General features: G+C 72.6%; 12 protein-coding genes. 3 read left to right on the top strand and 9 right to left on the bottom strand.

Annotated features, from left to right (window positions below; genetic code table 11):
• Positions 1–73: 73 nt before the first annotated feature.
• From prfB to SOM13_RS05425, 4 genes are all read right to left on the bottom strand, one after another.
• Entirely contained in the window at positions 74–1,180 is a 1,107-nt protein-coding gene (gene prfB / locus SOM13_RS05440; protein WP_320479067.1) for a peptide chain release factor 2, read from the bottom strand.
• A gap of 11 nt (positions 1,181–1,191) precedes the next feature.
• Positions 1,192–1,797 carry a hypothetical protein gene (locus SOM13_RS05435; protein WP_320478171.1) on the bottom strand — a complete coding sequence of 202 codons (606 nt, stop codon included), beginning with the start codon at positions 1,795–1,797 and terminating at the stop codon, positions 1,192–1,194.
• 317 nt (positions 1,798–2,114) lie between these two features.
• Positions 2,115–3,023 (bottom strand): hypothetical protein, encoded by a 909-nt coding sequence (locus tag SOM13_RS05430; RefSeq protein ID WP_320479066.1) that lies wholly within the window; start codon positions 3,021–3,023, stop codon positions 2,115–2,117.
• Positions 3,024–3,654: 631 nt separating this feature from the next.
• Positions 3,655–4,821 (bottom strand): cysteine desulfurase family protein, encoded by a 1,167-nt coding sequence (locus tag SOM13_RS05425; RefSeq protein WP_192058268.1) that lies wholly within the window; start codon positions 4,819–4,821, stop codon positions 3,655–3,657.
• A gap of 103 nt (positions 4,822–4,924) precedes the next feature.
• On the opposite strand from SOM13_RS05425, the gene glgX reads away from it, so the two are divergent.
• Both glgX and SOM13_RS05415 read left to right on the top strand, forming a co-directional pair.
• Positions 4,925–6,952, top strand: a complete 2,028-nt coding sequence (gene glgX / locus SOM13_RS05420; RefSeq protein ID WP_320479065.1) for a glycogen debranching protein GlgX — start codon at positions 4,925–4,927, stop codon at positions 6,950–6,952.
• Positions 6,953–6,962: 10 nt separating this feature from the next.
• Positions 6,963–7,649, top strand: a complete 687-nt coding sequence (locus tag SOM13_RS05415) for a DUF1294 domain-containing protein (protein ID WP_243216414.1) — start codon at positions 6,963–6,965, stop codon at positions 7,647–7,649.
• A 372-nt stretch (positions 7,650–8,021) separates the two neighbouring features.
• On the opposite strand, the gene SOM13_RS05410 is transcribed toward SOM13_RS05415, so the two are convergent.
• From SOM13_RS05410 to SOM13_RS05390, 5 genes are read right to left on the bottom strand one after another with little or no spacing between them, the layout of a single operon-like run.
• Positions 8,022–8,681: a signal peptidase I gene (locus SOM13_RS05410; protein ID WP_320479064.1), complete on the bottom strand. Its 660-nt coding sequence runs from the start codon at positions 8,679–8,681 to the stop codon at positions 8,022–8,024.
• Positions 8,678–9,853: a hypothetical protein gene (locus tag SOM13_RS05405; protein WP_320479063.1), complete on the bottom strand. Its 1,176-nt coding sequence runs from the start codon at positions 9,851–9,853 to the stop codon at positions 8,678–8,680. The genes SOM13_RS05410 and SOM13_RS05405 overlap by 4 nt, the downstream gene beginning before the upstream one ends.
• Positions 9,844–10,779: a hypothetical protein gene (locus SOM13_RS05400; RefSeq protein ID WP_192058276.1), complete on the bottom strand. Its 936-nt coding sequence runs from the start codon at positions 10,777–10,779 to the stop codon at positions 9,844–9,846. The genes SOM13_RS05405 and SOM13_RS05400 overlap by 10 nt, the downstream gene beginning before the upstream one ends.
• Positions 10,776–11,381: a TasA family protein gene (locus SOM13_RS05395; RefSeq protein WP_192058278.1), complete on the bottom strand. Its 606-nt coding sequence runs from the start codon at positions 11,379–11,381 to the stop codon at positions 10,776–10,778. The genes SOM13_RS05400 and SOM13_RS05395 overlap by 4 nt, the downstream gene beginning before the upstream one ends.
• Before the next feature lie 41 nt (positions 11,382–11,422).
• On the bottom strand, positions 11,423–11,998 hold the full coding sequence (locus SOM13_RS05390; RefSeq protein ID WP_192058280.1) for an alternate-type signal peptide domain-containing protein: 576 nt from the start codon (positions 11,996–11,998) through the stop codon (positions 11,423–11,425).
• A gap of 378 nt (positions 11,999–12,376) precedes the next feature.
• Here SOM13_RS05390 and SOM13_RS05385 point away from each other — a divergent pair, with 378 nt between their 5' ends.
• On the top strand, positions 12,377–14,377 hold the full coding sequence (locus SOM13_RS05385; protein ID WP_320479062.1) for an alpha-1,4-glucan--maltose-1-phosphate maltosyltransferase: 2,001 nt from the start codon (positions 12,377–12,379) through the stop codon (positions 14,375–14,377).
• Position 14,378 lies beyond the last annotated feature (1 nt).

The following is a 14,378-nucleotide window of genomic DNA, read 5'->3' as shown; positions in this document are numbered from 1 at the left end:
GCTATGAATCCCCTGGGATGCCGAGGAGGCGCGGTGCCGTCGGCGGGCAGCGGCGGCGGCTCAGGAGTGTGCGTCAGGAGCCGTCGCGCTTGCGCCAGCGGATGCCCGCCGAGATGAAGCCGTCGAGGTCGCCGTCGAAGACGTTCGACGGGTTGTTGACCTCGTGCTCGCTGCGCAGGTCTTTGACCATCTGGTACGGCGCGAGCACGTAGCTGCGGATCTGGTCGCCCCAGCTGGCGGTGATGTTGCCGGCGAGCTCTTTCTTCTTCGCGTTCTCCGCCTCCTTCTGCAGGAGCAGAAGACGGGACTGCAGCACGCGCATGGCGGCGGCCCGGTTCTGGATCTGGCTCTTCTCGTTCTGCATCGAGACGACCGTGCCCGTGGGGATGTGCGTCAGGCGGACGGCCGAGTCGGTCGTGTTGACGGACTGACCACCGGGCCCGGACGACCGGAAGACATCGACGCGGATGTCGTTCTCGGGGATCTCGATCGACTCGGTCTCCTCCATCAGAGGGATGACCTCGACCGCGGCGAAGCTCGTCTGACGCTTGCCCGCGGCCCCGAACGGGCTCATGCGGACGAGCCGGTGCGTGCCCGCCTCGACGCTGAGGGTGCCGAAGGCGTAGGGCGCGTCGATCTCGAAGGTGGCGCTCTTGATGCCGGCCTCTTCGGCGTAGCTGGTGTCCATCACGGTCGCCGACATGCCGTGCTTCTCGGCGTAGCGGAGGTACATGCGCAGCAGCATCTCGGCGAAGTCGGCGGCGTCGACCCCGCCGGCGCCGGCGCGGATCGTGATGACGGCGGGCCGCGGGTCGTACTCGCCGTCGAGCAGGGTCTGCACCTCGAGGGTGTCCATCATCTTCTGCAGGGCCTTGAGCTCGACCTGCGCTTCGTCGGCGCTCTCTTGATCGTCGCCGTCGTTGGCCATCTCGACCAGCACCCCGAGGTCGTCGAGGCGCTGCTCGGTCGTCTCGAGCTTCTCCAGCTCGGCCTGGCGGTGGCTGAGCGCGCTCGTGACCTTCTGCGCGTTCTCCGTGTCGTCCCACAGGTCGGGGGCGGACGCCTTCTCGCTGAGCTCGGCGATCTCGGCCACCAGACGGTCTTGCCCGATCACCGCGCGGATGTCTTCGAACGTGGCCCGGAGGGCGGCAATCTGCTCAGAGAAATCCAGTGCGATCATGGTGACCGAGCTTACCGGGCGCGGCCGACACCCGCGTCTCGCAGGGCCAGGTCGGCCAGTCGCCTCACCGTGTCGGCGTCGCCGGCCCGCCAGGCGGCGACCGGGTCCGGGGTCATGGCCGCGAGTTCGCGCGCGTCGAGCGTCGACAGCGCCCGCAGGGCGAGCAGGTCGTCGCCCCCGGGGCTGCGCAGCAGGGCCGACACCGAGGAGGCGCGGCGCACGAACGCGATCCGTCGCCTCAGCCACGTCAGCAGGATCACCACGACGGGCAGACCCGCGACCAGGAGGCCGACCACGAGGGAGGCGGTGCCCACCGCCTCCTGCTGGTCCCGACCCGCAGCCACCAGCGTAGACGCCGCGTCGCTCGCACCGATGAACGGGCGCCCCGCGGCCTCGCCCACGAGCGGCAGACCCGAGATCGACTCGGCCGCGTCGCCCATCGACTGCTGGAACCCCAGCCCCGCGTCTTCGACCCGACGCCCCAGCTCGGCGAACGTGCGGACGAACGCCGCCGCCGTGAGACCGGCCACGACCGCCGCGACCAGGAGCGCGAGCGCCACGACGTCGGAGGTGATCTGACGCGCACGGACCGCCGTCGACGCCGAATAGAGCTGCATCGCCCCAGTCTGCCCGCCCTGCGCGTGCGCGCGCTCTCGCGCTCCGCGCGCCGCGCGCCTGCGGCGAGCCACCCGAGCACCGAAGTGACCCGACCGGGCCATCCGACGCTCCGCAGGGGTCCCGACGAGTCACCTCGATTCGCGGCGAGCGAGGTAGCCGCAACTCGCCTCGCACCGCACCGCCCGGCACCGCACCGCACCGCGCCTCCCCGCACCGCACCTCCCCGCCTTCGCACTGCCCCGCACCTCCCCGGCACCACACCACCATCGAAGTGACCCAACCGGGCCATCCGACGCCCCGCAGGGGTTCCGACGGGTCACCTCGATTCGCAGCGAGCGAGGTATCGACGGATCCGGGCCGTGAGGACGGCCGCGGCTGCGCCGTACAGGTCGTCACGACTGACCAGCACGACGCGCCAGCCCTCGTCCTCGAAGCGCTCGCGGCGGGCCAGGCCGTAGCGCCATGTCTCCAGATCGGTGCGATGGTGATCGCCCTGATACTCGAGGGCTAGCCGGCACCACCCGTAGCTGAGATCGGGCTTGCCGAGATACGACCCGTCCGCCGCGTACCGCTTGACGTTGACCTCGGGCTCGGGCAGTCCCGCCCGCACGATCAGCAGACGGAGGTCCGTCTCCTGCGGCGAGTCGACCCCCGGCCGCACGAGCTCGAGCGCCTCCCTGAGCCGCCGGATGCCAGGGCGACCCCGCACCGACGCCGCCGCCTGCAGAGTCGTGACGGGGAGCTCACGCGCGAACGCGTGGCTCGACCACGACCCGGACATCGCGTCACCGAGACGGACCAGGTCGTCGAGGCCCATGTCGTTCGACGCCTGCACGAGCGCGTCGACCGGGTCGGCCACCGGGAGACCGCCGATGTCGTGGAGCGTGGCGGGGACGAGGCGGTGGCCGATGACACCGGCCCGACGACGCTGACGGGATCGAATCGTGCCGACGTGCAGGGGCCCGGGCTCGGAACGGCGGGGAGTCGGCAGCCCGGCGAGCGCGAGCGCCGTCTCGTGGGCGAAGTACTCGTCGAGGCGCAGCAGGGGTGCGAACTCGCGACACCGGCCGATCAGCCCGTCGGCCGGAGACGGCGACCGGACACCGTGGAAGGGCGAGCGGAGGTCGTGGGCCCGGAGGCGGTGGGGCGCGACGCCGTGCGACCGCGCCGTCGCCGTCGAGAACGGGCCCCGGGCCAGCGGCGGAGGCAGAGGACGTGGGTGCATGGGGCCATGCTCGCTCCCGCCCCGCGGCGTCTCGGGGGGTGGGGCCCGGTGCTGTGGATGGCCCGAGCATCGCGCCCCCTGTGGAGGACGGGTGCGGGCCCCCGCCCCACGTCGAGGTGACCCGAAACGCGCCCTCCGAGCTGCAGAAGGCCCGCTTCGCGTCACCTCGATGAACGGGGCGCGGCGATGTGGCACCGCGCACCCCGCACACCACGTCGAGGTGACCCGAAACGCGCCCTCCGTACCGCAGAAGGCCCGCTTCGCGGCACCTCGACGGAACCCGCGGCGATGCGGCACTGCGTGCACCCCTCGCGCTACATCCATGTGACTCGAAACGCGCCCTCCGCTTCGCAGAAGGCCCCCTTCGCGTCACCTCGATGAACGGGGCGCGGCGATGCAGCACTGCGCGTACCCCGCGCGCTACGTCCATGTGACTCGAAACGCGCCTTTCGAGCCGCAGAAGGCCCGCTTCGCGTCACTTCGATGAACGGGGCGCGGCGACGCCAGAACGCGCACCCCGCACACCACGTCGAAGTGACGCGAAACGCGCCCTTCGAGCCGTGAGAGGCCCGCTTCGCGTCATTTCGATGGAGCAAGCGCGGAGCGCAGCGCAGCGCAGCGCAGCGCAGCGCTACCGCGCGCCGAGGGCGGGCGCGCGGTCGGCGTAGCCGGCGCGTCCGGCCCGCGCGACCGCGTCCGGCAGCGCCGCGAGCAGAGCGTCGACGTCGGCCGCGGTCGACGTGTGCCCCACGGTCATGCGCAGGGCGCCGCGCGCCTCGTCGTCGCTCAACCCCATCGCCAGCAGCACGTGCGACGGCTCGGGGATCCCCGCCTGGCACGCCGACCCGGTCGACACGCTCACCCCTGCGGCGTCGAGCAGGAACAGCAGCGAGTCGCCCTCGCACCCCTCGAACGTGAAGTGCGCGTTGCCGGGCAGACGGTCGGCGGGATCGCCGCGCAGCACCGCCCCCGGCACCGCCGCGCGCACCCCGTCGATCAGCCGGTCGCGCAGCGGCGCGTAGTCGACATGCGGCTGTTCGGCCGCGACGGCGAAGGCCACGGCCGCCGGGGCGTCCTGGGTGCCCGAACGCACCTGCCGCTGCTGCCCGCCGCCGTGGATCAACGGGACGACCGTCGCCGCCCGTGACAGCACGAGCGCGCCGATGCCGATCGGGCCGCCGATCTTGTGGGCGCTGACGCTGAGTGCGGCGAGCCCCGACGCGCCGAAGTCGATCGGCACCTGCCCGTACGCGGCCACCGCGTCGGAGTGCACCGGCACCCCGTGCGCCCCGGCGAGCGCCACCACCTCGGACACCGGCTGCATCGTGCCGACCTCGTTGTTGGCCCAGAGCAGGCTGACGAGCGCCACGTCGTCGTGGGCGTCGAGCGCCTCGGCGAGCGCGTCGAGGCGCACCCGGCCGACGGCGTCGAGCGGGATCCACGTGACGACGGCACCCTCGTAGCGCTCGAGCCATTCGACGGTGTCGACCGTGGCATGGTGCTCGCCGGCGGCGACGAGGAGGCGCGGGCGGGGTCGATCGGACTGCCGCGCCCACCAGAGGCCCTTGACGGCGAGGTTGACCGACTCGGTGCCGCCCGAGGTGAAGACGACCTCGATGGGTTCGCAGCCGAGGGTCGCCGCGACGCGCTCGCGGGCCTCTTCGAGCACGCGCTTGGCGTTCTGCCCAGCGCTGTGGATCGACGAGGGGTTGCCGACCGCGCCGAGGGCCTCGGTGTACGCCGCGATGGCGGCCGGGTGCATCGGCGTGGTGGCGGCGTGGTCGAGGTAGACGGTCATGTCGGTTCTTCGAGCATCGAGGGCGGGCGAGGGCCGGCGCGGGAGGGCGCAGGCAGGAGGCGCGGGTCGAGCCGGTGCCGACCCGTCATCTACTGTAAGTGCCGTGTCCGACATCGACCCCCTGCGCGACCTCGGCCTGACCCAGGGCCCCGAGGGGCCGACCCTCCGGGTGTGGTCCGCTTCGGCCACCCGCATCGACCTCGTGATCGACGACGCGCCGCACGACCGCGTCGTGCCGCTGACCCGAGGCGACGGTGACGTGTGGAGCGCGACCGACCCCTCTCTCACGCCCGGCCGCCGATACTGGCTCCACGCCGACGGCCCCTCGGGCGGCGGCCACGCCTTCGACCCGTCGCTCGAGCTGCTCGACCCGTACGCCCGCGGGCTCGGCCGCACGGGGCGCGGCGGCTGGCAGTCGGCCGTCGTCGACGAGTCGTTCGACTGGGGCGGCGTCGCCAAGCCGCGCACGCCGCTCGACCGAGTGGTCGTCTACGAGGCGCACGTGCGGGGGCTGACCCGCCTGGCGCCGTTCGTCCCCGAAGAGCTGCGCGGCAGCTACGCGGGGCTCGCGGCCGAGCCGACGATCGAGTACCTGAAGTCGCTCGGCGTCACGGCGGTGCAGCTGCTCCCGGTGCACCAGCACGTCGACGAGCAGCGTCTCGTCGCCCAGGGAATCGAGAACTACTGGGGCTACAACACGCTCTCGTACTTCGCTCCCCACACGGCGTACGCGAGCCGCGACGCCCAGCTGGCCGGCGCCTCCGCCGTCCTCCGCGAGTTCAAGGGCATGGTGCGACTGCTGCACGAGGCGGGCATCGAGGTCTACCTCGACGTCGTCTACAACCACACGGCCGAGGAGGGGGCGGACGACGGCCCGATCACGAGCCTCCGCGGGCTCGACGGGTCCGGTTACTACCGGCACGACGCCGACGGCCGACCCGTCGACGTCACCGGCTGCGGCAACTCGATCGACACGAGCACCCCGGCCGCGTCGCGTCTGGTGCTCGACTCGCTGCGCTACTGGGCGAACGAGGTGCAGATCGACGGCTTCCGGTTCGACCTGGCGGCGACCCTCGGCCGCGGCGCCGACCACGTCTTCGATCCCGAGCATCCCCTCCTCACGGCGATCGTCTCCGACCCGGCGCTCGAGGGCGTGAAGATGATCGCCGAGCCGTGGGACGTCGGCATGGGCGGCTGGCAGACCGGCGCGTTCCCCCACGGCTGGATCGAGTGGAACGACCGGTTCCGCAACCGCACCCGCGAGTTCTGGCTGACCGACGTCGCGGCCGCGCGGGCGAACGGCCTGCCGCCCTCGGGTCTCGGCAGCTTCGCCTCGAAGCTCAGCGGCTCGAGCAACATCTTCGCCCACGAGCGGGGACCGCTCGCCGGGGTCGGCTTCGTCACGGCGCACGACGGGTTCACGCTGCTCGACCTCGTGTCGTACGACGCGAAGCACAACCTGACCAACGGAGAGGGCAACCGCGACGGCACCGACGACAACAGGTCGTTCAACCACGGCATCGAGGGCCACAGCGACAACCCCTGGATCTCGGACGCCCGCCGGCGTTCGATGCGGAACCTGCTCGCGACGCTCTTCGTCTCGGCGGGCATCCCGATGCTGACGGCGGGCGACGAGCGCGGACGCACCCAGCACGGCAACAACAACGGCTACTGCATCGACAGCGAGCTGACCTGGGTCGACTGGTCGGACGAACCGTGGCAGGTGGCGCTCCGCGACGACGTCGCCGCGCTCGCCCGGCTGCGGGCCGAGAACCCCGCGCTGCGGCCCGTCCGGTTCGGCGTCGACGGAGCCTGCACCCTGAGCGCCACCCAGATGTCGTGGCATTCGGCCTCGGGCGCCGAGATGCAGCCCGGCGAGTGGAACGACGCGGCGGTGCGCACGCTCCAGTACCTCGCCACCTCGACCCCCGAGCACGAGGCACCGAACAGCGTGCTCGTCGTCGTCCACGGCGCCGAGACGATCATCGAGGTGACCCTGCCGACCGTCGACGGCGTCGAGGGCTACGAGCCCCTCTGGTCGAGCGACGACCGTCGACTGCCCGACGCCGGCCGACCGGGCGAGACGCTGTCGATCTCGGGCCCGACGGTCGTCGTGTACCGCGTCGGCTAGGGCGACGGCCGTGTCGGAACGTCGCATCGAGGGCACGCTGACGAGCTGGAACGACGACCGCGGCTTCGGGTTCCTCACCCCGGACGCGGGCCGCGGCCGGGTCTTCGTCCACATCACGGCCTTCAGCGGCGGATCGGCGCGACCGCGCGTCGGCGAGCGGTACGCGTACACGGTCGACAGCCACGGCGACCGCGGGCCCGAGGCGGTGAGAGTGGCTCCCTCGGGCACGACCTGGTCGGCGCCGCGCGCCCGACCCGCGCGCCCCTCCTCGCGGGGTCGTCTCGCCGTCGCCGGGGCCGTCGTCGTCGCGCTCGCCCTGACCGTCGTCGCCCTGTCGCCGATCGCCAGCGTGTGGTCCACCGGGTCGCAGGCCGGGACAGCCGGCGTGTGGTCGCTCGATCCGCCCGTGCTGGCGGGTCGGCTCGCCGTCGTCGGGGCCGTCGCACTGCTGAACCTCGCGACCGCCGTCGCCTACGCCGTCGACAAACGGGCCGCCCGACTGGGGCTCCGACGGATCCCCGAGCGGAGCCTGCTGCTCTGCGGTCTGCTCGGCGGCTGGCCGGCCGCCGTCGTCGCACAGCAGCTGCTGCGGCACAAGACGGGCAAGCCCGCGTTCCGGCGCGTGTTCGCCGCGACCGTCGCCCTGAACCTCGTCGCCGTGGCGGCCGTCGCGGCAGCCTTCGCAGCGATCGCCTGAGCCGGGTCGGGAGCACCGCACGCACGGGCACCGGCGGCGACCGGACCGGTTCGGGCCGGGTCCGGGCGCGCGCCGTCGCTCGTCGTGTTCGTCGTCGCACGCGACGGCCTCGGGTCCGGGCCGTCGATGCATCCGGCGGGGTGTCAGCAGTGCGACACCGCCGATCGACGGGCGCCGGGCTCTCGGGGCGGATGTCGCCCCGGGCGGGCAGGCCGCGTCGTCGTCCCCGACTGTAGCGGTCCCCCAAACGGCCGACAAGCACGTCCGGTCGCGCACTCGCACCCCAATCCGGGGGGTCACCCCGAGACAGCTCGGACGACCGGTGGCACGACCCCGACTCGACCCTCGGACGACCATCGATCGACCGTCGGATCAGCTCTCGGATCGACCCTCGGAGGACCCTGCGGACCGCCCCTCGGACGCACCCTCGGACGCGTCCTCGGACCGGCCGGCCGACCGCCGCCCGCGACCCCGCCCGCGCCGCCGCTCCGCGCGATGCGCCACGAGACCCGAGGTGATCATGTACCCGGCGTAGCCGAAGAGGGCGACGGCCAGCAGGGGCACGATCCAGGCCCGCGCCTGACCGTTGACGGCCTGGTTCACGAAGCCGAGCCACGGGACGCTGTACCAGAGGGTGCCGCGCACCTGGACGGGCAGCACCGCCTTCTCGTCGGCGGCGGAGTTGTTGTCGCCCTTCGTCACGAACGACGTGGTGCCGTCCGACGCCGACACGATCTCGATCACCCGGTGGCTGATCACCTCGGGCCGACCGGACTCGATCTGGTACGTCATGACATCGCCGACCCGCACATCCTCGGTGGACGTCGGGCGGACGACGAGCAGCGTCCCCGGTGGGAGGCTCGGCTCCATCGAGCTGGTCAGCACGGTCAGAGGCGTCGAACCGGTCGCCTTGGGCACGATGACGAGCAGCACCGCGAGCGCGACGACCACCAGCAGCAGCCCCGCGCTGAGCCCGACGCCGATGCTGTGCAGCAGCCCCCGTTCCGCCGAGGAGGCGCGGCGCGCGGTCACAGACGCCTCCGGTCGGTCATGCGGGGCCCTCCGACGAGCAGGCTCGGCGCCTCGACGAGGTGCTCGCCCGAGTCGGCCCGGTCGCCGGCGTCGTCCGCGTCGCCGCGGTCGCGGCGACGACGCCCGAGGGCGACGTAACCGCCGCCGAGCAGGGCCAGCACGCCCACGGCGATCGGCAGCCACTCCCCCGGCAGCGGGACGCTGACGAACGGGATCGCTCCCGCGAGGGCATCCGAGCCGTCGTCCGCCGTCGCACCGCCGTCGACGCCCTCTCCGCCGGAGGCGGCCTCGATCGAGACCGCCCCGGTCGCCGGCCGTGCGGCACTCGTCACGGAGCCCGACGATGCGGATCCGGCTGACGTCGAGCCGCCGGTCGCAGCGGAGCGCGCCTCCTGGTCGTCCGCCCGGTCGCCTGCCGGCCCGGCGCCCGATCCGGTCTCCGAACCGCCGGTCGAGACGCACGGATCCAGCGTTTCGCCGCCCTGACCGGTGAGCGTGACGAGCACGGTGACTCCGACGGACTGCGCCGCCGATGCCTCGGACGCGTCCGCCGCGAGCCGCAGGGCCACGGTGATCGGCGCCTCCTCACCGGCCGGCAGCAGGGTCGAGGGCATGACCACCGAGCACGACGGGGAGTCGAGGGTGACGAGCGGCACGGCCTGCGCGACGGGCGCGGCATCGGCGACGGGCGCCTCCTCGACCAGCGGCAGCACGGACGGCGAGCCGTCGAGCGCGACGCCGTCCGGCTCCGCCTCGCCGCCGAACGTCTGGCCGCCGAGCGCATCGCCGTCGTCGAGCCCCGAGGCCCACGCCGTCACGGACACGTCCCGGGCGAACTCGGTCGTCGACGAGGTGATCCCGACGATGCGGGCGCCGAGCATGGCCGGCTCCGAGGTCGTGTTCTTGACCCAGAAGGTGCCCGAGGTCGAGCCGCCGGGCACGAGCGGCAGGCCGTCGGCGAACAGCCCGGAGTCGAGACGGGCCTGCCAGAGCCGCCCGTCGTCGCTCACCATCAGCCGCGGCGCGGAGGCCGTGCTCGAGGCGGATGCCGCCCCGGCGGCGCGTGCCGCGGCGAGAGACGGCAGCGCGACGGCGCCGGCGACGGCGAGCGACACCAGCAGGGCCGCCCCGACCGTCGCCCTGCGGAGAGCGCGCCGCCCGATCACGGGCACTGGATGTTCCTCAGGCCGTTCGGGTCGTAACCGCCCACGACCACGCCGGTGGCCGCGATCGCCCCCGGCGCACCGTTCACGACGACGCGGATGTCGACGGTGATCGGCCCATCGCCGTACGGGTCCTTCGGGAGGGTCTCGCGGGTGAAGCCGAACTCGGGGTAGTGCCCGGTCTCGGTCGCCGTGCCGACCCGGGTCGAGCCGACGAACGAGCCGTACGTCGTCTCGAGAGGGCGATCGGACGGATCGAAGTGCAGGCGGGCGTAGTAGATGTCGGTGGTCGAGCAGGTCGCCGTCTTGCGGGGCGCGACCGTGTTGTTCTGCACGAAGCTCCGCTGCTGCGGGGAGGCGGTCCACGAACCGGTGGCGAGGGTCGCCCGCAGCACCGGGGTGACGCGACCGAGGGGCGAGGTCGTCGACGTGGACGAGCGGATGCACCAGGCGGCCGAGGCGCCGGCGGCGAGCGAGCCCGTCAGACGAGGAGGCGCGGACCAGGTCCCCGAGACCGACCCCGACCCGACCGCGGCGGACGCCGTGCACGAGGCGCCCGCGGTCGAGCCGCGAGGCACGGGCCAGGCGACGACGGAGACGGAGGCGGCGAGGTCGGCGGAGCTGCCGGAGGCGAGCGACCCCGTGGTCGAGTAGTCGGCGTCGACGGAGCCGGTGTTCGTGAACGACCAGGTTCCCGTGATCGCCGGCACCGACGCCGTGTAGTCGCGCTGCAGCGAGGTCGGGTCGGTCGTGCTGAGCGCCACGGCCCCCGTCGCCGCTTTCGTGGAGACCGGCGCGCTCGTCGTCCAGAGGGCGACGGCGGCGCCCCCGGCGGCGAGGGTCGAGCCGATGACGACGCCGGCCACGACGGCGAGCGCGAGACGCCGACCGGCCGCGACGGGCCGACGGCGGCGCTGAGCACGACGGCCGGTCACGGAGCGACCTGCGTACCGGCCAGCACGAAGCCGACGGGGGCGCTCTTCGACTGGACGGTGGCGGGAGCGTCGGAGTCGAGGGTGAGGACGAGGCACCCCGTGAGGGACTGACCGGCGGGCAGCGTCGTCCAGGACGAGCCCGTGTCGAGGCTCGCCGCACGGGCCGTGGTGCCGGCCGTCGTGTTCGTGCACGCGGTGCCGCTCCGCAGCACGGCGGCGGTGGCACGCAGCTCGCCGACCACCGCGGCGTCGGTCGACGTCGGCGCGGTGCCCGTGAGACGCAGGGCGAGGGGGACGGTGCCGGTGTTCCTGGCGATGAAGGTGCCCGAGACCGAGCGCCCGGGGCCGAGCTTCGCGACGTCGAGGGCCGACACGCTGGTCACCGCGACCCCGGCCGAGCCGGAGGTCACGACCGACGCCGACGTGGTGGCCGAGGTGCCGAAGAGGGCGTAGGTGCCGCCGGCGGTCGCGACGATCGCCAGCAGTCCGATCACGACGATCCCGGTCGCGGACCACAGCGGACGCACGAGACCACCGAGGCCGCGGGCGCCGCGGACGGGCTCGGCGCGGTGACGACGCTGCGTCGTCCCGTGTCGGCTCATCGCGCGGCTCCCGTCTCGGTGGTGGTCGTGATCGTATGGGATCAGGCGATGGCGCGCTGCTTGAGCGTGAAGGTCAGCTTGCTGAGGTCGAGGGTGCCGTTCATGCTCGCGGCGCCGTCGGTGGCCTGCGGCAGCTCGACGACGAAGGTGACGACGGCGGTGGTGCTCCCGGCCGCGACGGGGCGGACGACGAAGCTGCCGGCGGTCGCGGTGTCGGCGGTGACGCCGGCGGGCAGGGCCGACGAGCCGGCGGCGCTCGAGACGCCCATGGTGGTCACGGCGACGTTCTTGAGCGAACCGGTGATGGAGGCGGCCGAGTAGGTGAGGTCGGCGACGAGGTCGTTGCCCGACGCGTCGATCTTCATGGTCTGCGTGAAGCGGAGCTTGTTGCCGGGGACGATCTTGAACTGCGACACGTCGGAGATCGCGGCGTTCCGGCCGTTCGTGATGTCCGTCCAGGTGCCCGTCCCGCTCGGCGTCAGCGCCAGCGTGCCCGAGGTGACGCTCGCCGCGGCGACCTCGGTGTTGGCGTTCCACAGCGCGAAGGTGCCCGCGCCGCCGAGGAGGAGGGCGATACCGGCGGCAGCGGCGATGGAGCCTTTGACGAGCTTGTTCATGACGATCCGATCAGCCCTCGGGAGGGCGCGACGAGCACCGCGGGCGGCGTCCGTCGGGAGGACGCGCCCAGCGGGGCGGGTGAGAGGGGGAACCGGTCGGTGACGACCGGAGTCTGTGTCGGCGGCGCCGGGCTCTCGGTGGGATGACCGGGCGGGCAGGCCGTGCTGACTCGTACGACACTAGCGGTCCCCCAAAGTGCGGACACGGCGATTTATGCATATGCACTGACCCAGAACGGGGGGCAAAACGAACGCGGCGGTCTGTCCCCACCGGTGCGGACATGATTCTGTACCCCGAAAGGTCCTCTTCAGGTGATCTCGGGGGACGCCGCCCATCACCAGGGCCGACCCCGCCTCAGACCGGGTAGCGTCGCTGGCGTGTCGACTGCATACGAGCCCAAGGTCGGACGGATCCCCGTCACGGCACTGACCCCGACCACCCCTGACCGGGTGTTCCCGACGAAGGCCTTCTCGGGCGAGGTGGTGCCGTTCGGCGCCACCGTGTTCCGCGAAGGCCACGATCTGATCGGTGCCGACCTCCTCCTGGTCGATCCGAACGGTGCGACGACGAGGCACCCGCTCACCGCGGGCATCCCCGGCACCGATCGCTGGACGACCGAGGTCCAGCTGGAGATCGAAGGCGACTGGACCTGGCAGGTCGAGGCCTACACCGACGACTGGGCCACCTGGCTGCACACGGCCGAGATCAAGATCCCCGCCGAGATCGACGTCGACGTCACCTTCGCGCTGGGCAGCGAGCTGCTGACCGCGGCGATCGACGACTACCCCGAGACGGTCCTCGTCCGCGACGCGGCCACGGCCCTCGGCAACCCCTCCCTCTCGGCCGGCGCGCGCCTCCGGGTCGCCACCGACCCGCGCCTGGCCGCCGTCTTCGCGAGCAAGCCGCTCGCCAGCCTCCGCACCCGCAGCGGCACCGAGACCCTGCGCGTCGAGCGGAGCCGGGCCGGGCTCGGCAGCTGGTACGAGTTCTTCCCCCGCAGCGAGGGTGCGAAGAAGCAGGAGGACGGCAGCTGGAAGAGCGGCACGTTCCGCACGGCGGCCCGCCGCCTGCCCGCGATCAGCCGCATGGGCTTCGACGTCGTGTACATCCCGCCCGTGCACCCCATCGGCACCACGTTCCGCAAGGGGCCGAACAACACCCTGACGGCCGGGCCCGACGACCCGGGATCGCCCTACGCCATCGGCTCGCCCGACGGCGGGCACGACGCCATCCACCCCGAGCTCGGCACGGTCGCCGATTTCCGCTGGTTCGTCGAGGCTGCGAAGAACAGCGGCCTCGAGCTGGCCCTCGACCTCGCGCTGCAGTGCTCGCCCGACCACCCCTGGGTCGCCGAGCACCCCGAGTGGTTCACGACCCTGCCCGACGGCACGATCGCGTACGCCGAGAACCCGCCGAAGAAGTACCAGGACATCTACCCCCTGAACTTCGACAACGACTACGACGGTCTCAGCCGCGAGGTGCTCCGCATCGTCCGCTACTGGATCGACCTCGGCGTGACCATCTTCCGCGTCGACAACCCGCACACGAAGCCGGTCCGCTTCTGGGAGTGGCTGCTGCACGAGATCCGCGGCACGAACCCCGAGGTTGTGTTCCTGTCGGAGGCGTTCACCAAGCCCGCCATGATGCAGGCGCTCGCCCAGGTCGGATTCCACCAGTCGTACACGTACTTCACCTGGCGCAACGAGAAGTGGGAGCTCGAGGAGTACCTCACCGAGCTGTCGAAGGAGACGAGCGGTTGGCTCCGACCCAACCTCTTCGTCAACACCCACGACATCCTCACCCCGTACCTGCAGTACGGCGGCCCGTCGGCGTACAAGATCCGTGCGGCGATCGCCGCGACGGCGTCGCCGACCTGGGGCGTCTACTCGGGCTACGAGCTGATCGAGGACGTCGCGCGCCCCGGCAGCGAAGAGAACATCGACAACGAGAAGTACGAGTTCAAGCCGCGTGACTGGGCCGCCGCCGAGGCGGCCGGCGCCTCGATCGCGCCGTACCTCACCCAGCTGAACCGCATCCGCGCATCGCACCCCGCGCTGCGTCAGCTGCGCAACCTCGAGGTCCACTCGAGCGACGACGACGCCGTGCTCGTCTTCTCGAAGTACCTGTCGCGGGCCCACACCCGAAGCGGTCGCGCCGACGCCGTGATCGTCGTCGCCAACGTCGACCCGCACTCGGCCCGCGAGACCACCGTGCACCTCGACGTGACGAAGTTCGGCCTGACCCCCGGCGGCACGTACACGGTCCGAGACCTGATCACGGGCCAGTCGTGGACGTGGGGCGACGACAACTACGTCCGCCTCGACGCCTTCGTCGAGCCCGTGCACGTCTTGACCGTCGACCTCAACCGCGCACCGTAGG

It is taken from the genome of Frigoribacterium sp. CFBP9030 (genome assembly GCF_034045195.1).
Lineage (GTDB): Bacteria > Actinomycetota > Actinomycetes > Actinomycetales > Microbacteriaceae > Frigoribacterium.
This window is presented reverse-complemented; position numbering and strand designations above follow the sequence as displayed.